At 43.8% G+C, this 19678-nt stretch carries 18 protein-coding genes; 14 read left to right on the plus strand and 4 right to left on the minus strand.

The features are described from left to right. Positions 1-286 precede the first annotated feature (286 nt). The 5 genes from ASG85_RS05925 (at position 287) to ASG85_RS05945 (ending at position 6437) form a co-directional block, all read left to right on the plus strand. Complete coding sequence (locus tag ASG85_RS05925; RefSeq protein ID WP_060645646.1) at positions 287-2068, plus strand: LytS/YhcK type 5TM receptor domain-containing protein; 1782 nt, start codon at positions 287-289, stop codon at positions 2066-2068. Then, on the plus strand, positions 2049-2801 hold the full coding sequence (locus ASG85_RS05930; RefSeq protein ID WP_060645699.1) for a LytR/AlgR family response regulator transcription factor: 753 nt from the start codon (positions 2049-2051) through the stop codon (positions 2799-2801). Before ASG85_RS05925 ends, ASG85_RS05930 begins: the two co-directional genes overlap by 20 nt. Positions 2802-2935: 134 nt before the next feature. Then, entirely contained in the window at positions 2936-3253 is a 318-nt protein-coding gene (locus ASG85_RS05935; protein WP_057307449.1) for a DUF485 domain-containing protein, read from the plus strand. Next, positions 3250-4770, plus strand: coding sequence for a cation acetate symporter (locus tag ASG85_RS05940; RefSeq protein WP_060645647.1), 1521 nt, complete (start codon positions 3250-3252; stop codon positions 4768-4770). Before ASG85_RS05935 ends, ASG85_RS05940 begins: the two co-directional genes overlap by 4 nt. A 140-nt stretch (positions 4771-4910) precedes the next feature. Then, positions 4911-6437, plus strand: a complete 1527-nt coding sequence (locus tag ASG85_RS05945; RefSeq protein WP_060645648.1) for a cation acetate symporter — start codon at positions 4911-4913, stop codon at positions 6435-6437. Between the two features lie 35 nt (positions 6438-6472). Here ASG85_RS05945 and ASG85_RS05950 read toward each other — a convergent pair whose 3' ends face one another. The 4 genes from ASG85_RS05950 to ASG85_RS05965 all read right to left on the minus strand — a co-directional run bounded on the left by ASG85_RS05950 (position 6473) and on the right by ASG85_RS05965 (position 9666). After that, positions 6473-7009, minus strand: coding sequence for a hypothetical protein (locus ASG85_RS05950; protein ID WP_057307175.1), 537 nt, complete (start codon positions 7007-7009; stop codon positions 6473-6475). 556 nt (positions 7010-7565) lie between these two features. Then, positions 7566-7946 (minus strand): WYL domain-containing protein, encoded by a 381-nt coding sequence (locus ASG85_RS39710; protein ID WP_321166563.1) that lies wholly within the window; start codon positions 7944-7946, stop codon positions 7566-7568. 21 nt (positions 7947-7967) lie between these two features. Further along, the gene (locus tag ASG85_RS39715) at positions 7968-8366 is read right to left on the minus strand and encodes a hypothetical protein (protein ID WP_321166564.1); all 399 of its coding nucleotides are present in this window, start codon (positions 8364-8366) and stop codon (positions 7968-7970) included. Then, a complete protein-coding gene (locus ASG85_RS05965) occupies positions 8341-9666 on the minus strand; it encodes a helix-turn-helix transcriptional regulator (protein ID WP_060645650.1) in 1326 nt (441 codons plus the stop codon). The genes ASG85_RS39715 and ASG85_RS05965 overlap by 26 nt, the downstream gene beginning before the upstream one ends. A 163-nt stretch (positions 9667-9829) precedes the next feature. Between ASG85_RS05965 and ASG85_RS05970 the strand changes: the two genes are divergently transcribed. From ASG85_RS05970 to ASG85_RS06010, 9 genes are all read left to right on the plus strand, one after another. Beyond that, the gene (locus ASG85_RS05970) at positions 9830-11242 is read left to right on the plus strand and encodes an RtcB family protein (protein ID WP_060645700.1); all 1413 of its coding nucleotides are present in this window, start codon (positions 9830-9832) and stop codon (positions 11240-11242) included. A 25-nt stretch (positions 11243-11267) separates the two neighbouring features. Further along, entirely contained in the window at positions 11268-11723 is a 456-nt protein-coding gene (locus tag ASG85_RS05975) for a DIP1984 family protein (RefSeq protein WP_057307179.1), read from the plus strand. 795 nt (positions 11724-12518) lie between these two features. Then, entirely contained in the window at positions 12519-13301 is a 783-nt protein-coding gene (locus ASG85_RS05980) for a nucleotidyltransferase domain-containing protein (RefSeq protein ID WP_057307180.1), read from the plus strand. Between the two features lie 15 nt (positions 13302-13316). After that, positions 13317-14738 carry an RtcB family protein gene (locus ASG85_RS05985; RefSeq protein ID WP_057307181.1) on the plus strand — a complete coding sequence of 474 codons (1422 nt, stop codon included), beginning with the start codon at positions 13317-13319 and terminating at the stop codon, positions 14736-14738. Further along, on the plus strand, positions 14735-16045 hold the full coding sequence (locus ASG85_RS05990; RefSeq protein WP_057307182.1) for an AAA family ATPase: 1311 nt from the start codon (positions 14735-14737) through the stop codon (positions 16043-16045). Before ASG85_RS05985 ends, ASG85_RS05990 begins: the two co-directional genes overlap by 4 nt. A 45-nt stretch (positions 16046-16090) precedes the next feature. After that, entirely contained in the window at positions 16091-16669 is a 579-nt protein-coding gene (locus tag ASG85_RS05995; RefSeq protein WP_057307183.1) for an RNA 2'-phosphotransferase, read from the plus strand. Beyond that, the gene (locus ASG85_RS06000; protein WP_057307184.1) at positions 16662-17465 is read left to right on the plus strand and encodes a TatD family hydrolase; all 804 of its coding nucleotides are present in this window, start codon (positions 16662-16664) and stop codon (positions 17463-17465) included. Before ASG85_RS05995 ends, ASG85_RS06000 begins: the two co-directional genes overlap by 8 nt. A 255-nt stretch (positions 17466-17720) precedes the next feature. Further along, positions 17721-18152, plus strand: a complete 432-nt coding sequence (locus tag ASG85_RS37645) for a hypothetical protein (protein WP_156390255.1) — start codon at positions 17721-17723, stop codon at positions 18150-18152. A gap of 62 nt (positions 18153-18214) precedes the next feature. Next, positions 18215-19654 (plus strand): hypothetical protein, encoded by a 1440-nt coding sequence (locus ASG85_RS06010; RefSeq protein WP_057307186.1) that lies wholly within the window; start codon positions 18215-18217, stop codon positions 19652-19654. The last annotated feature ends 24 nt before the right edge of the window (positions 19655-19678 follow it).

Consider the following 19678-nt stretch of genomic DNA (forward strand, 5'->3'; position numbering starts at 1 on the left):
GGCTATAGCAACTTTTCGGTTTTTGTGAATTATTTGCGACGACAAACAAAAAAAACACAACACACACTCACTGGTTGGTGTTCGCTAGGTAGATTGTTTAACGTTAAAAAATAATGTAATATTCAAAGGCTGTCCCGAAATCTGTAAAAGATTTTGGGGCAGTCTTATTTTTTTATCACCGTATGAAAAAGACAAGAAATGTGAGCCTACGACTGCTATTCATTTAGGTCTATTAATGGATAACACATAGAAATGCTATGCTATAATATACAGCAGGAGGGGTAATATGGAAGCGCTCGCACTTCTGCTTTTTGAGCGTATGGGTATTCTGTTGATCGTAACGTTTATCCTGACGCGAATTCCTATCGTTCGTCAACTGCTGGACAGAAAAATGTCCGTTATGAATACCATATATTTCATCTGTTTATTTGGCTTGTTCGGCATTCTTGGCACCTATGCAGGCGTGGTGATCGAGGGCGGAGTTATCTCGTCTTCCTTTTGGATCTTTCCTCTGCAAGCCAATCAAGCATTAGCCCATTCCGCTCTGGTTGGCGTTGTCATCGGAGGTTTAATGGGAGGTCCTATTGTGGGGATCGGTGCAGGTTTAATTACTGGAAGCCACTTATATGTGATGAGTGGATTTACAGGTTTGGCGGGTGGAATCGCCGCTCCTCTGACCGGATTATTAGCAGGCGGAGTGGCGAGATTCTTCTTGCAGGAACGGGTCATTTCTCCGGCTAAAGCCATTTTTATCGGCATGTTCGCGCCCATCGTGCAGATGGGAATTATCCTTATTGTATCAGTGCCATCTAAGAAAGCGATTGAACTTGTGGACTTGATCGGAATTCCGATGGTGCTCACGAACAGCATCTCCATCGCGATTTTCACAACCATGCTGCGTGTTGTATTCCGGGAAGAGGAACGCGCGGTTGCTTATGAAACTCAGCGAGCCCTGCATATTGCAGAAGCTGCGCTGCCTCATCTGAAGCAGGGACTAACTTATCAATCGGCAGATGCGATTGCTAGGTTACTGCTAAGGGAGCTTAAGACAGCTGCGGTTGCTATTACCGATACGGAGAACATTCTTTCCCACGCGGGGCTTGGTGATATGATTCTAATACCCGGTGAACCGATTCGCTCTAAGCTTTCGAGGCAGGCCATTAGCACAGGCAAGTTGCAAATCGCTCTTAACCACGAGGATATCCAACCGAATCATAGATTGCTTAGAGCTGCGATCATAGTTCCGATCAAGCAGGCTGGACAAGTTGCCGGTTTGATCAAGCTTTATTTTAAAAAACCACAGGAGATTCGTTCGGTTGAAATCGTACTTGCAGAAGGATTGGGCAAACTGCTTTCCTATCAGCTCAGTGTGGCCATGCATGAGAGTGTGGAGGCATTAATGAAGGAATCCGAACTAAGGATCCTGCAGTCGCAAATCAATCCTCATTTTTTATTCAATACGTTGAACTCCATTATCTCCCTGATTCGAATTGAACCTGATATGGCAAGGCATATTACCATGCAGCTTAGTACTTACATGAGGCTTAACATCAAGCTTATTGCGTCTCATACGATTTCGATCCAACAGGAAATCATGCATCTTAGCTCGTATTTGGAAATTATCCAGATTCGATTTAAGGATCAGATCACGATGGAAGTTCAGTTGGACTCTGATTTGCTAATAGCTATGATTCCTCCCGTTACGCTGCAGCCATTGGTTGAGAATTGTATCAAACATGGATTGAAAGATAGGAATCACGGGGGGCGAATCCGAATAGAAGTGTTGAACCATGAGGATACTTTACAAATATCAATCGAAGATAACGGAAGCGGCATACCTCCTGAATTGCTAGAGCAACTAGGCAATGAGCCGGTTAATAGCAGCGAGGGGAACGGGATTGGTGTTTACAATGTCAATCAGCGGCTGATCGGCTTGTTTGGCGAGGAGTCTCGACTTTTTATCGAAAATAATGTAAATGGCGGATGTAGATTTTCATTTAACATTCCTGGGACAAGTACCGAGAGGAGGGGATACGTAGGTGAGAACCATGAAGGTCATGATTGCTGAAGATGAGTGGTTAGCCCGTAAAGAGCTGGTCTACCTGTTGGGGATGGAAGAGGATATAGAGCTGATGCCGCATGCCTCCAACGGTAAGGAGTTATTAGAGCTTGTAAATGAATGGGAGCCAGACGCTATATTTTTGGACATTCAAATGCCGGAATTAGATGGCATGCAAGCCGCCCGTATGCTGAAAACTGCTGCACAAGTACCCCTAATTGTATTCACAACGGCCCACGATGATCATGCGGTTGAGGCGTTCGGGTTGAATGCTGTTGATTATTTACTTAAACCTTATAGTCATGAGCGTCTAAAGGAATCACTGGCACGGATTCGCAGCAAGCTTTCCAATAGCCCACTAACGACATCACTGCCCAGCAAAATGCAATTTTCCTCCAAAGCAAGGAACTGGAATAAGCTATTGATCATAGATGGGGAGAAGCATGTCCTGCTTGATCCTGAGACCATCCTTTATGCCGAGAGGGAAGAGAAAAGCATCCATATCTATACGTATTCCAACCAGATTTATATGTCCAAAATGAGCCTGCAGGAATTGGAAAATAAGCTCGGGGAACTACCTTTTTTTCGTCCTCATCGCAGTTATTTGGTTAATTTAAATGGTATCGATGAATTAGTTCCATGGTTCAATGGCGCTTTTAATTTGATTTTGAGAAATGAAAAAAGAACGCAATTACCCGTTTCGCGGGAGATGGCCAAAGAGCTGTTTAGGCTGCTCAAATGAAAATGAAACCGTTTAAAGCTCCTTATTAGGCAATTCAGGCGGGGAATATGACGATTCGCGACAGTCTCGATACAGAGGGCAAAAAATCGCATATAATCAATTTGAAGACGCTTACATCGGGAGGGACGAAGCAAATGTCAAACGGCAAGCCTGTTCAATATGGGGAAGTGGCACAGTCAGAAAAATTCAAGAAATTAATCGGCAACAAAAAACGATTCATCATTCCAATGACAGTTTTTTTCCTCCTTTTTTACTTTACTCTACCCATCTTAACCTCTTACACCAAAGTATTGAATAATCCGGCAATCGGCCCTATTTCGTGGGCATGGGTGTACGCATTTGCCCAGTTTCTGATGACTTGGGCACTCTGTATCATTTACTCCAGGAAATCCAAGGAATTCGACCGACAAGTTGAAGAAATAAAATCGGAAATTGGAGGTAATCCGTCATGAGTCCAACTGCCGTCATTCTATTTCTTTGCATTATTTTATTAACGATGATAATTACGTATTATGCAGCTAAGAAAACCGATAGTTCGAATGAGTTCTATACGGGTGGCGGAGGATTAACGGGGTGGCAGAACGGGCTTGCCATTGCCGGAGATTATATGTCGGCAGCCTCGTTCTTGGGAATCGCAGGGACGATTGCCTTGACTGGATTTGATGGATTCTTCTACAGTCTAGGTTTTCTAGTTGCTTATCTTGTCGTTCTTTATTTAGTGGCGGAACCGCTTCGGAATTTAGGGAAATATACGATGGCGGATATGATCGCGGCTCGATTTGCTAATCAGAATGTTCGTTCGGTTGCCGCATTAAACACGATCACCATTTCCATTTTCTATATGATCGCACAGCTTGTTGGTGCGGGTGCTTTGATCAAACTGTTATTCGGCTTTAATTACTATACCTCTGTATTAATTGTGGGCATCCTGATGACCATCTATGTGGTATTTGGCGGAATGCGGGCCACGAGTTGGGTACAAATTACAAAAGCTGTTCTTCTGATGGGTGGGACGCTGATCCTGTCACTTATCGTTCTAGCTAAGTTTAATTTCAGTATTTCCGAAATGTTTACCCAATTGAAAACAGCAACACCCTTGAAAGAGGCGTTTTTAAATCCTGGCAACAAATATAAGATTCCGGTTGAAACGCTCTCCCTCAACCTTGCACTGGTGCTCGGAACTGCCGGATTACCGCATATTCTTACTCGCTTTTATACAGTAAAAAATGCGGCTACGGCAAGAAGTTCTGTCGTCTCGGCAACATGGGTCATCGGTATTTTCTATGTCATGACCTTATTCCTTGGCTTTGGAGCTGCAGCATTTGTTGGTGCAAAAGATATTACAGCGATCGATAAAGGTGGAAATATGGCTGCGCCGCTTTTGGCCAAAGCACTAGGTGGGGACTTCTTATTTGCTTTTATTTCCGCGGTTGCTTTTGCCACGATATTAGCGGTAGTTACCGGATTGGTGCTTTCTGCTGCTTCGGCCTTCTCCCATGATTTTTACGGACAAATCGTTCGTAAAGGCAAAGCAACGGATAAGGAAGAATTGAAAATAGCCCGTTTCGCTTCGATTGGTGTAGCCTTGCTCTCGATTATCTTGGCACTGTTTGCTCAAAAGCTCAATGTAGCTTTCTTGGTATCCATTGCCTTCGCTGTTGCGGCAAGCGCCAATTTGCCAGTCATTCTCTTCACCGTCTACTGGAAAAGGTTTAACACGACTGGCGCGATTGTCGGTATGTTAAGTGGACTATTAAGCTGTATCCTACTTGTTGCCGTGGGCCCAAATATTTGGGGAGAGGCAGGAAAGGCTATTCTGGTGGGCAATCCGCTTATTAATTTGGCCAATCCTGGTATTATCTCCATTCCGCTTGGATTCCTGGGAGCCTATATCGGAACAATGCTTTCCACACAAAGAGATGATGTCAAATATACGGAAATTAATGTAAAAGCAAATACGGGTATGTAAGCAGCCCATTCTTTTGAACGCCAAGAAACATGCAAGCAGCCTTTCCTAAGGCTTGCTGCATGTTTTTGCTTTTTGTGGGCCTAAATATGCTATTCTTTTAGTAGTAAATAAAGAGCAGCCTAGGAAGGAATCGGGTCATTATGAATTTTTTCGCGTTTATCTTTTTCGTGGCCGTAGTGATTGGAACACTGGTTATTACGTACCATTCTGCTAAACGTACAATGAATACGAATGACTTTTACGTGGCTGGAAATCGACTCACTGGCTTGCAAAACGGGCTGGCCATTTCTGGTGATTATATGAGTGCCGCTTCTTTTCTTGGTATTACGGGGACCATTGCCATATATGGCTTTGATGGTTTTTTCTATTCAATAGGTTTTCTAGCATCCTACGTGATTGTTCTCTATATAATCGCAGAACCGCTGCATAATCTGGGACGTTTTACGATGGCAGACGCGATCGCAGTGAGGTTTCAAGAGAAGAATCTTAGAGGTTGGATGGCGATTAACAATATTTTGATCACGATCTTTTATATGATTGCTCAGTTGGTTGGGGCAGGGGGTATCATCCATTTACTGCTAGGGGTGGAATATTCCTCAGCAATCCTTGTAGTCGGCAGCTTGATGACCATTTATGTAGCTTTCGGTGGTATGCTTGCCACTTCTTGGGTGCAAATCATCAAGGCTATTTTACTCGTGTGCAGTACTTTTATGATCAGCCTGATGGTACTTGCCAGATTTAATTGGAATCTATTTGATCTGTATGTGTATGTTTCGCAAGCAACTCCGTTAAAGGAGAAATTTGTACAGCCTGGGAATTTTTTTTCGGGACCCTTGGATACGCTTTCCTTTAATCTGGCTTTGGTATTGGGGACAGCAGGGCTGCCGCACATCGTCTCCAGATTCTATACAGTCAAGGAGGCGCAGACCGTCAGGTCTTCCGTCATTCATGCAACTTGGCTAATCGGTGCTTTTTATGTGATGACCATCTTTCTTGGTTTTGGTGCTGCAGCCTTCGTTGATCGAACTTTATTATTGGGTGAGGACAATATGGCGGCACCTTTACTCGCAAAGGCGCTTGGCGGCGAGTTTTGGATGGCGTTCATTTCAGCGGTTGCTTTTGCCACCATTCTGGCTGTTGTTTCTGGGTTGGTGCTGGCGGCAACGTCCGCTTTTTCGCATGATATCTACAGCAGTATACTGAAAAAGGGAAAAGCAACAGAGGCCCAGCAGATGCTGGTTGCCAAATGTTCGGCTATAGTGGTCGGCGTATTGTCTATCGTACTTGCTTTAGGTGCTCAGCGGTTAAACGTGGCATTCCTAGTCTCGCTGGCTTTTGCGGTAGCCGCTTCCGCGAACTTGCCCTTACTGCTGCTAACGCTGTACTGGCGCCGATTCAATTCAACTGGTGCCATAATCGGGCTGTTAACGGGACTTATCACTTCGATCTTGTTTGTGATTCTAAGTCCCAATGTAATGGATCCATCGTCTGGTTGGATTCGTCGTGAAGCGCTGTTCCCTTTGAATAATCCAGGAATTGTTTCTATACCGCTTGGATTCCTTGGAGGGATTCTGGGTACTTTACTGACTTCGAAGAAGAATGATCCGGATCATTACGATAAGATGATGGTTCAATCCCAATTGGCGCGGGTGGAATTGAGAGAATAGGTGCGGGATACGAAATTTCAATAAGGAGGAAGGGGTTACTCCGGGTCGTTACCGAGAGATGAATGTTGCACATTTTTCTGTTGATCCGTGATAAATTTATAAAATAACACAAGGGCTGATTGTGAAAATAAATAGATGGGGAAGGAATAATAGATGAGGTAGGAATCTTTATAAGTAAACACTCCCGCCTTTAAACATACCCATTCAAACCCAGCGGAAAGTAATGAAAACAACGCGATATATCCGACGGCTAGTATTCCTTTTAATCGAAATAGATCATAAAAATACATAAATATATATCCAAACGGAGCATACATAAAATATACAACAAAATCCATGATTGAATACGCAGGTCCGTCCATAATATCATAAAGATCAAAAATATGGCCGCCAATTGAATTATCCAACATACTGGCAAGCGTGGAGCTGAAAAGCAATAATAATAAAGTAACAGATAGGGGGAATCGTTTCGGCATGAAGTAAATAAATCCATATGCGAAAACAATGCATATAAGCACAAAGTAGTCATTCATATCGAATGCGCGTTCATCAAATGGCATAAAACTTCTCATGCTAATAGGTACACATCCTTCTGAAACATTTTAAGGCAAGGATTGTAAGGTACAACAAAAACAATCGGTACCCGAATAAAACAGCCAAATGCCACATTCCGTCGTATGTAAACAAGTTCAAAGAACGACCAATGAATTCAAAGGCAAGAAGAGTAACTAGCGAAGTTAAAAAAAACGCCGTTTTTGTAAAATGAATGTAGGCATGAACAAGGATCACAATCATTGCAGGGATAACTAAGCTTTGATACAACGAAAATGAAACGTAAAGTAAAGGATTTTTCGATATATGATAAAATTTGATGGGTTCCGCAAGCAGATACGCAATGCTGGTATTCACGAAATCTACGAATAAAAACACAAAGGCGAGATGTCTATGAGACGATTTTTTGGCTAATGTAGCTAGAATTCCGAATAGTAACCAGCAAAAGAACAAGTATAAGGAAATTACCATTTAACCCCACCATTACATTACAGTTTCAATTCTCTGTATTATTGAAATAAATGGAATAAATTATACACAGGAATGAATGAATCCAATCGTGTATAGTGGGTTGGACTATAACTCCCCATACCTAGCCAAAGCTCTTTTGGCCGAATCAAGCATTCTCCTTTGCAAGTGCTCGCCTTGGGTAACGCGTACCCGCTTACCCAAGAAGCGAAGTTTGCTCAGGACATATTCGGCTTCATTATTTTGAAAGGTTAATCGGATTGTATACGTTTCTTGAATTTCATCGTAATCAACTTGCTTCTCAAAGCAAGAGAAGGCATATAAAATCCGGGACAATTCTCGATTGTACGCCTTTATAACCTCGATCGTCGCATGAATCTGACGTTTTTGCAGCAATTTCTCTATGTCTAAACCAATTTGGGCGACTCGCTCAGGTGAAATGGACAACTCTTTGATCGATTCAATTTTTTCGAGTTTCGTACTCATCATTGCTCGATGCCTGATGTGATACTAGAGCAAGTACCATTCTTTTTTCACCAAGGAATACTCAAGTTTATAGGGAAAAGCCATTTCATTGATAAAAGTCCGATCATCCTTCACTCTGTAAGTAAGTTGGATAGCGGCTTGACTCGTAATGAATCGACGTAATGCGCGAAGCATCGGGTGATAGACTAGCTTCTCCTTACTTCGAGCTTTCTCAATAAAGGCATCAGAAAAATCCAAGGTCTTCTCATCAACTAGCACAAATTCAAGTTTTTCCAGTGTTTCCGGTGTGAAAGCATAGGATGCAGAGGGATGGTTAAGCATAGTTTTGAGCCATGACCTTTCCTGTGAGGTGATCATGAAAGTGCCCGAGTTTTCTAGCCGCGTAATCATTTGATAGTTAAATATTTTCTCGAACAGGTTCATAGTACGCCTCAAGCTCCTTCCACTCCGCGATCATCTCATTCCGAAAATAGATCGGTTCAAGCACTTCGCAGCTAGATCCGAAGCTTCTAATCCAAGGCTTAATTTCCGTAGTTCCATTCACCTTAATTTCGAAAATAAACGAATCGATCTGTTCTTCCGTGATCTCTCCCCACTGTCCTTGAAGAAGGACACGATCTTTAATGAAATTCGGCCCCGTATCACCTGGGTTAAAAAATCTTACTCTCAAGATAACCGGTCGTCCGGTATCAAGGACCCAACTATGCTTTATACTCTCTTCCAATATACTTTTCTTCTCATTAAATAAAGTTGAGTCGACACTTTCTCCATGCTCAATCTGAGTCATGCCTTCCATCCGATATTTCTTGATACCATGCCGGGAATCATAAGCAAGAAGGTACCATCGTCCATATTGGTGATCGTAGACAATTTTGAGTGGTAGTGTTTTCTGCAGCTTCCCTTCCATTTCACGTTCGAACAATGGATTTGTGTTTTTCGAAGAATAGGATTGCGAATTTTTGGGCGAAAAGTATAGAAACTCGATCTTGTGGCGATTTTGAATGGCTGATAGAAGGATGGAAAGATGCGCTTCATCCAAAATACGTGAGTGGTAATGATATTTAAAAAGGAATGGCTCTATGGATGCCGTTTCCGATGAGGTCCGATTCATCTGTTTTTTTAGCCCGTCTCGCAGTAAATAGCCTTGAACCGACGGTACCTGTGTATTCGACATCACATCAACAAAATCATAGAGATCAAGAAGCTCATCCTGACTAAGTTCATGGATTAAATCATTATGTATGCGATAACGATAGGGACGCGGTCCAGGCACTTTTTTAATGACACCGACTTCTTCGAGATATTTCAAGTCGTTTCGAATCGTTTTCTCATCAGGAAGTGAGGAATCGCTTTGGATATCTTTACAACATACGTCTAGAAGTTCAATAGCGGTAAGTGCCTGCTCATTCAAAGCGGTAAGAAGAGTAGAAATTCGCTGACTTTCGGATTCTTTCAATGACTTCGCTCGAAATAAGAACAGCAGCATAGGATCCGTTGAATCGAAATAGCTGAAGCGCAGCATCTCGGCGAATTCTTTCCTTTGCGTATCCGGTGCTTGTTGATACATCGTCGCTACGATTTCTTTTAACCGGCGTAAGGTTTTATCAAAGGTATGAACCGAGATACCCAGCCTCTCCGCAAATTGCTGACGACTGTACGCCCCGCTTGTGAGGACAAGCATACGCAGAAATTGAATTTCTTTATCAAAACTTTCCTTAGCCATTTGGACCCCTCGCTCTTCATTTCAACCTTATCTCATTGTAACAGGGGAGAGAAATGGAGAAAATGGAAAACTTTTCACCTGTCGTCATACTTTCACCATGTTCGTTCGCACGCAAATAAGCGAAGATAGCTTTAGAAGAAAAACGGAGGTTAATGAAATGGATATGAAAACAATTGTACACGGCGGTAATCATTATGAAAAGGAACTAGAACATGGCAATCTTCATGTTTTTGCTAACCCGGATGTGTTCCAATCTTTTGAGAACAAAGTATTCGAAATGGCAGATAATAACCTGCGGATTCCGCGCAATGTGCATATGAGCTACACACCTGACGCCCATGTTGGAATTGGAACTTGCATTGGGACAACGGCAGTGTGGAGCATGAAAGACGGGTTCGTTTCCCCATCCATAGTTGGTGTAGATATCGGCTGCGGCATGCGTGTTCATACGATATCCCTGCATAAACGTGATATTCAAGACAAGGGTATTCGCAGGGCGCTAATCAAAGCAATCGAGAAATATGTTCCAACCAATGAGCGAACGAATACGAATTATTCCGATATCGATATCATGAATGTCGTTCAAAACGGATTAAAAGGACTTCCTGAGAAATACGTTCCGAATGAACAATGGCTTACACATGTAGAAGAATCTACATTTAAGTTCGACCACGCCTACCTCGAGAATTTGCCAACAAAAATCAGTAAATATGCCCATGGTCAGCTTGGGACGCTTGGTGGCGGGAACCATTTTATAGAGATTCAATATCTAGAAGTGGCGGAAGTTCATAAGGATTTGGCAGCAAAATGGGGCTTGTTCGACGGTCAGGTTGTCGTCATGATTCACTCCGGTTCTCGTGCATGGGGAGCTATGTTAGGTCAAGAATTCACCAAGGTTTTTAGAGAAGTAATGAACAGTTGGGGTGTCGTAAATCCGGATCGGAATCTCTTATATGCGCCAATTGCAAGTCATGAAGGGCAAACCTACTTAAATCTGATGTATTCCGCTCTAAACTTTGCAGTAAGTAATCGACATATGATTGCTTATGGCGTGCGTGAAGCTTTCAGAGAAGTTTTTGGCGAGAATGAAGAAGTGCCTGTTCTATATGACCTTATGCATAACTATGCGCTAAAGGAATTTCACCGCAATCAGCCGATGCTTGTTCATCGGAAGGGAGCGACAAGAGCGCTGCCGCCAGGTCATTTCCTGAATTCAGCTGCCTATAAAGAAACGGGGCATCCGGCATTAATCCCAGGTTCTATGGGAACCTCATCGTACATTATGGTTGGGAAAGAAGAAGGGCTGAAAAACTTCTACTCCATCTGTCACGGTGCGGGCAGAGCAAGATCACGGAAAGCAACGAAAGAGCTCGTCACTGTTGATCAATTCGCGCAATCGATGAAAGTTGGAACAGATGATGAGATTCTGGTTAATCATCGCTCCCTGCAAACCATCCTTGATGAATGTCCGCAAGCCTATAAGGATGTGGATCAGATTATTGATAGTGTTGTGGGTGCATCGTTAGCGGATGTGGTGGCGATTTGTAAGCCGATGGTTGCGATTAAAGGCGTTTAGGAAAATAATAGGAGAGGTGAAAACAATGAAATTAGCAGAAGCTTTAATGAATAGAGCCGATTGCCAAAAGCGTGTGGAGCAATTGAAAGCTAGATTAACACGCAGCGCCAAAGTCCAAGAAGGCGAGCAACCTCCTGAGAATCCAACAGACCTTTTTCAAGAGTTGAACGACACTTTAAATGAATTTGAATCTTTAGTGACGGCCATCAATCGGACGAATTCTCAAGTCTCGTTGAGCACTGGGGTTACACTTGCCGAGGCATTAGCACAAAGAGATACATTATCCATTCGGAGATCTATCATTCAAGATGTTATAAATGCTGCAGCTATTAGACAGGACCGATTCAGCAAATCGGAAGTGAAGTTTTATTCGACTGTATCTATTGTGGTTTTGCAAAAGCAGGTTGATCTGTACTCGAAAGCTTTTCGCGAACTAGACACGACCATTCAAGAAGCGAATTGGAAAACAGAATTGTTGTAAGTTATTTCATTATGACGTTGGTAGCCTTTTGTCCGAAGGTGAGCACAACCCGCCAACTGGGTAAGTTGGAACTGATGGTGGATGTGAGGGGCCATGTCCTGTAGGTTCGAATCCTGCTTAAACAACTAATGCCCATTACAGTTACAATCGTATAAGTTATGTTTATTGTTACAACCAAGTGCTGATTCAGACGAAATGGTGAGGGTGGGAACGGGGACTTTCATAGTGGAAATAAAGGAACGTCGATTCGTTATTCTTCCTTAAAATGACTTAAAATGCTTGGACGCGGAAAGTCAGTATCTTATTTGTCCAAAATGAATAGTGAAACTTGTCAAATGGAGCATATAGAGCATCCTCGTTCCGCTTCATCACTAAAAGGGGCAGTATTCGAACAAATAGAGCACTGACGTTCCGCTATTAGTGAAAAGGTGACGGTTTATGCAGCAGATCCTTGCCAAATTGATCGTCATAGCTTCTGATTGCAATAGATTATATTTATGATAGTGATCATTATAATTAATCTTTCCGCCGCAACGGATTGACAGTTCTTGGGTTTGACTCGTATGATGTTTGTAAATGAATGGAAAGGAGGCCGACGATATGATTCGCAATCAAATTTCTATGAATAACCTGACAATTGAAAAGCACATCATTCCATCGGTCTCAACCGGACTTGTGACGAATACGTAGGTACTCTTTGAGTAGGCCTAGTTTAAATTTGACATGATAAAGCCGTAGACGATGTTGGTCTATGGCTTTTTTGCGTCCACATAATAAGAAGAAAGGGTGAGTCCCATGACATTTGATATAGGAAAAATAGATAGTGAGCTTAAAAGAATTGAGCAAGAGGAAGGTGTACGGATCCTCTATGCCTGTGAATCGGGTAGTAGAGCGTGGGGATTTCCATCGAAAGACAGTGATTATGATGTGAGATTTATCTACGTAAGACCTGTGGATTGGTACTTATCTCTATTCGAGAAACGAGATGTCATTGAACGTCCGATTAGCGATCAGCTGGACATCAACGGTTGGGATTTGAAAAAGGCGCTGAACTTGTTTCGTAAATCGAACCCACCTTTGCTCGAATGGCTTCAGTCGCCGATTCAATATATGGAGCAATACGGTGTAACGGAGCAAATCCGCGAGCTGTCACCGCTAACCTTTTCACCGCGGTCTAGTATGTATCACTACTTGCATATGGCGAAAGGGAACTTTCGGGAATATTTGCAGGGTGAATATGTGAAAATCAAAAAGTATTTTTATGTGTTACGCCCAATACTGGCTTGCCAGTGGATTGAAGAGCGCGGCAGTATGCCGCCGATGGATTTTGAAGAGCTGGTAGAGCAAATGCTGCTGGAATCGAAATTAAAACAAGAAGTATATACGTTGTTGGCGCGTAAGAAGGCTGGTGTCGAATTCGACTTAGAGCCGAAAATTACGGTAATCAACGATTATTTAGATCGACAAATCGCTTATTTTGAAGAAACTGCCAAACATATCGCTGTCTCTGGCGAAAAACAAGAAGCAGCATTAGATGCTTTATTCCGAGATGCGCTAAGGGAGGTTTGGGGTTCATAGAGAGGAACAAAACGAATGAAAGAAAATTATATTCAGCAGGTCCAGCTCCCATCGGGAGTTGTGCATGTATACGCAGGAACTGAGTTGTTTAAAGCTTTAGATTATCAAGTTTTTCAAATGGCCAATAACAATTTGCAGATTCCTAATCAAGTGTATATGAGCTATACGCCTGACGTACATGTGGGAGTTGGCACTTGCATTGGGACGACAGCAGTTTGGAATACGAATGACGGATATGTATCTCCATCCATTGTTGGTAGCGATATTGGCTGTGGGATGAGGGTACATATGACGAATTTGCATAAGGATGAGCTGAAGGATGTGAAGCTTCGCCGCAAGCTTGTGAAAACGATCGAGAAGTATTTACCCGTTGAAGATCACGCACGTGGGCATTTCTCGGACATCCGATTGGAAAACATCGTCACCAAAGGACTGCATGGACTTCCAAAGAAGTATATTCCCGATGGCTACACGCCTAGGAAGGCGACTTCGCTTACACATGTAGAAAGCAGCAAATTTACGATGGATGAAAATGCATTGAATCGATTTCCGAGCCATGTTTGGCATCGGTCACACCGCCAGCTTGGGACGCTTGGGAATGGGAACCATTTTGCGGAGATTCAGTCGATAGAGATTGCGGAAGAGAACCGTGAGGTGGCTGAAGCATGGGGACTATTTGATGGTCAAGTGGTCATTATGATTCACTCGGGCTCGCGTGCATGGGGTGGCTCTGTGAGTCAATATTGCAGCAGTGATATGTTGAAGGTGATGAGGATGAACGGATTAGGGACGGCTGATCCTAAGCTGTTATTTGCACCTTTAGATCATCCGGCGGCCCAGACCTATGTAAATTTGATGTATTCGGCGCTTAATTATGCTGTTGTAAATCGTCACCTCATTGCGTATGCCATTCGGGAGGCTGGCAAAGATGTGTTTGGGTCGAAGTTTGAAATGACCACCTTGTACGATCTTATGCATAACTATGCATGGGAGGAAGAGCATGAAGGGCAGCCCTATTTTGTTCATCGAAAAGGGGCGACGAGGTCGCTTCCGGCAGGCCATCCAAGCAATCCGCTGCCTTATCTAAACACGGGTCACCCTGCATTGATTCCAGGTTCAATGGGGACGGCTTCCTACATTATGGTAGGAGCTCAGGGTGGCAAAGCTAACTTTCATTCCATCTGTCATGGAGCAGGACGAATTCGCTCGCGTAGCGCGACGAAAAGATTGATAACGCTAAATGAATTTGCTTCTTCCCTGCGAGTAGGTACGGATGAGGAAATTGTCGTAAACCAAAGATCGTTAGAGTCGATTCTAGATGAATCGCCTCAGGCTTACAAAGATGTAGATCAAATTATTGAGAGTGTCGTCGGAGCGGGATTGGCAGAAGTTGTAGCCAAATGCAAACCTATGGCGGCAGTAAAAGGTGCCAAATGAAACAATTACAAAGCTTGAAAATTAATGAAGAATCCGCAGCTGTATCAGCTCCGATTAGGTCTGAAAGCGGCTCGCTTAAAGCATATGGGGACTATGCCTATGTATTAGAACGCATTCAATATGTGCTGGAAGAGAAATATGGTCACGACTTTGAACCCTATTTGAGTGATGATGGGAAAGAAGAGTATTGGGAGCTGCTTGAACAGGATGTGAAGACAGAGTCTAGTGATGTGCATTTCGTCACTAGGATCTTCGACCATATGGAATCACGTGCATTCGGAATAGATGAGGAAAGTGATGCTGCGTCTTATCGAACGTTTCGTACACTGCGTAATAACGTTTTTGCTTACCCGTCCTGGGGAATCGCTTTAGCTAGAGTACCTATCTTTCGAATGAATGGCGTCGGAGAAGAGGATTTTGTTTTTGCTGTGGATGATGCGAGTCTGTTGCATTTTCTAGAACACGCTCGGCAGCGGCGAAGAGACTTGGATCGGCGACAAGTGACCGTTTTCACGGATGGGCCTCATGGAATGGAAAAAGAACTGGCTCCAATTACACGTATGGTCGACCGTGCGGAGGTCATTATGAAGGATGAAGTGAAGACGGATATTTATCGTTCTATCGATCAGTTTTTTGCTGAGGATCGTGCCTTTTTCAAAGAATATGAGCTTCCTTACAAAAGAGGCATCCTGCTCTATGGGAAGCCTGGCAATGGAAAAACAACGCTCGTCAAATCGATTGCCGGCAGCGTAAAAGCTCCTGTTGCTTATTGGCAAATAACGGAGAACACCGGTAGCGAATCTATCCAAGAGGTATTTCAAGCTGCAGCTAAAATGGCGCCAATGATTCTTGTTATTGAAGATATCGACGCTATGCCTCAGCGGGCAAGGTCGTACTTTTTAAACATTCTGGATGGTGCGACTTCCAAAGAAGGTATATTCCTTATTGGGACAACGAATTATCCGGAGCAAATTGATCCGGCACTTATGAACCGGGCAGGGAGATTCGACCGTGCTTATGAAATCAAGCTCCCAGACCTAGAGCTGAGACAAATCTATTTGGAGCAAAAGGGGATAGGGAAGCTTCTGAGCGAAGAGTTGATTCGCGTAACGGCGAAGCAAACGGAAGGGTTTACTTTTGCCCAGTTAAATGAATTGTATGTATCGGCTGCGCTTCAGTGGCATTACGAGCAAAACGTGAATATCGAGAAGCTGGTGAAATCGATGAAGTCTGATCTGCACAAAGGGCAGACGATGTCATGGATGAAAGAGGATGCGGATGTGAGGGTTGGGTTTTTGGTTAGTTGAGAAATGTGATAACAAATATGAATTAGATTTTAGGACGTGATTGACATGTTACCTGATAAAGTACAAATCCAATTAAGTAAGTTTATGAGTAAAATACTTCGGCACTCACCAGAAGAGTTCGGACTTAGCATCGATCCTATTGATGGTTCATGTGCGATTGCTGATTTAATAGAAGTTCTTCGTGTACAAACGAAGTGGTCAGAGATTAGAGTGAGCAATATTGAAGAAGTTGTAGCGCGCTGTGAAAAGCAGCGTTTTGAAATTAACGGCGATCGGATTCGGGCCAGATATGGACATAGCCATGATAAAGTCAGCTATCCAATGGCTGTGACTCCTAATGTGCTCTACCATGGCACGAATGTGCAGGTTGCCCCTGTGATTTTAAAACAGGGGCTGCGTCCCATGAAGCGTCAATATGTCCATTTGTCCGAAGGGCTCCATTTTGCAATTCTTGCTGGTCAACGAAGAGGGAAATTAGTTATTTTAGCCATTGATACGGAGAAGGCTTCCCAAGCTGGAGTAGTCTTCTACTACGCGGGCAATGAAGTATGGCTTGCAGACATAGTTCCTGCTGAGTTTTGCAGCGTTTATGGGGACGAAAAGGAAGGACAGGTAGATGGATAATCAACTCATTGATATTGGAGTTAATTTGATGCATCGTTCTTTTGATCAGGACCGCGACGAGGTGGTTGCGAAGGCATTAGCAGCGGGAGTGTCTCCACTCCTTTTGACTGGCACAAGCGTGAGAAACAGCGAGGGAGCTGCGCGTTGCTCCAATAAATTTCCGGGGAAATTATTTTCAACGGCTGGGATTCATCCGCACGATACACGCAATTGTACGACGCATATCATTGATAAGCTGCGTCAACTAGCGAAGCTGCCTCAAGTCGTGGCCATTGGTGAATGCGGACTGGATTATAACCGTGACTTTTCACCACGCGATGTGCAGCGTAAATGGTTTGAGGAACAGATTCAGCTTGCCTGCGAGCTGGAAATGCCGCTTTTCCTACATGAGCGAGAAGCCCATTATGATTTCGTTCGCATAATAAAGCCTTATATTGGCTCAATGAAGGTAGTGGTCCATTGTTTTACAGGGTCCCTGCATGAGCTTCAAGTCTATCTGCAGCTAGGATTTTATATCGGAATCACAGGCTGGATCTGTGACGAACGTAGAGGTAAACACCTGCGTGAGCTTGTGAAGCATATACCTCTAGATCGTTTAATGCTAGAAACCGATGCCCCATTCCTTACACCGCGGGATTTACCCTCAAAGCCGCAGGGTGGCCGGAATGAGCCAGCTTTTCTACCACACATCGCAACGACAGTTGCTTCATGCCTTGGTATAACTGTTGAGGTAGTTGCCGAATCAACGACGCGGACAACAAAGGATTTTTTTGGATTAAACGAACGCAATATGTGAGGATTTCCTCTTTGGCTTCAACCTCCTAGACGTTTAGGTTTTAGGTGGTACAAATAGTCAAAGGGGATTTCCTCTTTTTTTGATTATATTACACGCCAGAAAGTATACGATTTCGGCATTCCGAAAGCCACTTCCATATTTGCAAATAAACCTTCTTCTTGGCATGGTCGCTCATCTTTGAAAGTCCCCGATAGAGAGGTTACCCTCTAAAGGTAAGATAAGTCATTATATCCGCGCCGTGTGCAACCTGTAACGATGTTTTACATCGTTACAGATGGCTCGCCGTGGCCGTCGCGCGCTGTAACGATGTTTTTCATCGTTACAGATGGCTCGCCGAGTCTGTCGCACGCTGTAACGATGTTTTTCATCGTTACAGATGGCTCGCCGTGTCCGTCACGCGCTGTAACGATGTTTTTCATCGTTACGGATGGCTTGCCGTGTCCGTCACGCGCTGTAACGATGTTTTTCATCGTTACGGATGGCTTGCCGTGTCAGTCGCGCGCTGTAACGATGTTTTTCATCGTTACAGATGGCTCGCCGAGTCTGTCGCGCGCTGTAACGATGTTTTTTTTCATCGTTACAGATTGTTCAGTGGGGGCTGTTAATCGAAAGACTTGCCTAATGGCCAAGTTTTTCTTGTTTTTCTACTCCTTCGTTCTATTCGCAACTGAAATTCCATACCCATGAAAAAGGAAAAATTAGGAATTGTGTGGAAACTGTTTGTATAACCAAGTTATGAGGGGTACAAGATGAATTATTTAACGGAGTCGTATGTAGATAGTTTGGCGCTTAACAGCAGTGCGATCAAGAATGGCAAGGATTTGGTGAAGAAAAATAGTTTTCCGCTGCTCTGTCAGTCGGAGGACGAAACGATCATTTTTGGGGAGTGTAAAGGTAGCGGAAAAGACCCGTATCGATGTTCGGTCGATGTGGCGAAAGAGGGGAATCCCGTATTCCGCTGTTCTTGTCCGAGCCGTCAGTTTCCGTGCAAACATAATCTCGGTTTAATGTATGCCTACACGTCAGGCAAGACGTTCATCACTGCACCTGTGCCACAAGATATTGTGGATAAAAGGGAAAAGGCGGAGAAGCGGGAAGAGAAGAAGAAAGAACCTGTCGACCCGGATGCTCCAGCAGTTAAGCGCAAGACGAACAAGTCAGCATTAATGAAGAAAATAGCTGCACAGCTGGAAGGGATCAGCATTGCTGAGAAGCTTATCTTGCAGCTTGTACAGTCAGGGCTAGGAAGCCTGGACAAAAAGGCGCTGCAAACTGCTGATGAGCAGGCAAAACAACTTGGCAACTATTATATCCCGGGGATCCAAAAGGCACTTCGTGATTTGACGCTTCAGTTAAGAGCAGAGGAAGATCGGGAGACCGTGTATACCAACGTGATTGAGCAGCTTACCACACTGCAAGCATTGATCAAGAAAAGCAGAGAATACCTCAACAGCAGATTGGAAAATCCAGATCATCCTATGGATACGGAATCAACGTTGGAAGAATGGATTGGGCATGCCTGGCAAATTGCAGAACTGAGGGAGTATGGTCGCGCTCGCAGCGAGTCCTCGGAATTGCTGCAGTTGTCGTTCCGATCCTATACGGATCAGGCGAGGGGCGAGTTCATAGATGAAGGGTACTGGTCGGACCTGCAAAATGGACAGATCCATTTTACAAGAACATATCGGCCATTCCGTGCAGCGAAATACATACGTGAAGAGGATTCTATGTTTCAAGTCGTCGAAGCGAAGGAACTTGCGCAATACCCCGGGGAGCTTAACACGAGGGTTCGTTGGGAGGAAGCGATGTTCCGCGAAGCCGACTCACAAGATTTTCAGAAAATCCGTGCTTCAGCTCACAAGTCATTCCCAGAAATCATTAAACAAGTGAAGAATCAGATTAAAAACCCGCTTTCGGACAAGCGCCCTGTCGTACTGCTGCAATTTGCTGAGATCAAGAAGACGGAAACTTCCTTTGTACTCTTAGATGAACAAGGTAAGCAGCTTCCACTTGCAGACATTCCATATCTCAGCGAGCCTACGACTCATTTGCTGCCTATGTTGAATAAGACGTACTTACAGAATCAGGCTCTTCTGGTTATGTTCGAACACAATTGGAAGCATAACAGGCTTGAGGCGCAGCCTTTAAGCATCGTAACGACAAATGAAGTCGTTCGCTTGCTGTATTGACGAATAGAATTAGGAGACGAACCC

It is taken from the genome of Paenibacillus sp. Soil724D2 (assembly GCF_001427935.1).
Lineage (GTDB): Bacteria > Bacillota > Bacilli > Paenibacillales > NBRC-103111 > Paenibacillus_E.

Bases quoted from the DNA above. Each gene is read 5' to 3' on its own strand.
- ASG85_RS05925 (WP_060645646.1), top strand. From the start codon at position 287: ATGGAAGCGCTCGCACTTCTGCTTTTTGAGCGTATGGGTATTCTGTTG.
- ASG85_RS05930 (WP_060645699.1), top strand. From the start codon at position 2,049: ATGAAGGTCATGATTGCTGAAGATGAGTGGTTAGCCCGTAAAGAGCTG.
- ASG85_RS05935 (WP_057307449.1), top strand. From the start codon at position 2,936: ATGTCAAACGGCAAGCCTGTTCAATATGGGGAAGTGGCACAGTCAGAA.
- ASG85_RS05940 (WP_060645647.1), top strand. From the start codon at position 3,250: ATGAGTCCAACTGCCGTCATTCTATTTCTTTGCATTATTTTATTAACG.
- ASG85_RS05945 (WP_060645648.1), top strand. From the start codon at position 4,911: ATGAATTTTTTCGCGTTTATCTTTTTCGTGGCCGTAGTGATTGGAACA.
- ASG85_RS05950 (WP_057307175.1), bottom strand. From the start codon at position 7,009: ATGAGAAGTTTTATGCCATTTGATGAACGCGCATTCGATATGAATGAC.
- ASG85_RS39710 (WP_321166563.1), bottom strand. From the start codon at position 7,946: ATGATGAGTACGAAACTCGAAAAAATTGAATCGATCAAAGAGTTGTCC.
- ASG85_RS39715 (WP_321166564.1), bottom strand. From the start codon at position 8,366: ATGAACCTGTTCGAGAAAATATTTAACTATCAAATGATTACGCGGCTA.
- ASG85_RS05965 (WP_060645650.1), bottom strand. From the start codon at position 9,666: ATGGCTAAGGAAAGTTTTGATAAAGAAATTCAATTTCTGCGTATGCTT.
- ASG85_RS05970 (WP_060645700.1), top strand. From the start codon at position 9,830: ATGAAAACAATTGTACACGGCGGTAATCATTATGAAAAGGAACTAGAA.
- ASG85_RS05975 (WP_057307179.1), top strand. From the start codon at position 11,268: ATGAAATTAGCAGAAGCTTTAATGAATAGAGCCGATTGCCAAAAGCGT.
- ASG85_RS05980 (WP_057307180.1), top strand. From the start codon at position 12,519: ATGACATTTGATATAGGAAAAATAGATAGTGAGCTTAAAAGAATTGAG.
- ASG85_RS05985 (WP_057307181.1), top strand. From the start codon at position 13,317: ATGAAAGAAAATTATATTCAGCAGGTCCAGCTCCCATCGGGAGTTGTG.
- ASG85_RS05990 (WP_057307182.1), top strand. From the start codon at position 14,735: ATGAAACAATTACAAAGCTTGAAAATTAATGAAGAATCCGCAGCTGTA.
- ASG85_RS05995 (WP_057307183.1), top strand. From the start codon at position 16,091: ATGTTACCTGATAAAGTACAAATCCAATTAAGTAAGTTTATGAGTAAA.
- ASG85_RS06000 (WP_057307184.1), top strand. From the start codon at position 16,662: ATGGATAATCAACTCATTGATATTGGAGTTAATTTGATGCATCGTTCT.
- ASG85_RS37645 (WP_156390255.1), top strand. From the start codon at position 17,721: ATGTTTTACATCGTTACAGATGGCTCGCCGTGGCCGTCGCGCGCTGTA.
- ASG85_RS06010 (WP_057307186.1), top strand. From the start codon at position 18,215: ATGAATTATTTAACGGAGTCGTATGTAGATAGTTTGGCGCTTAACAGC.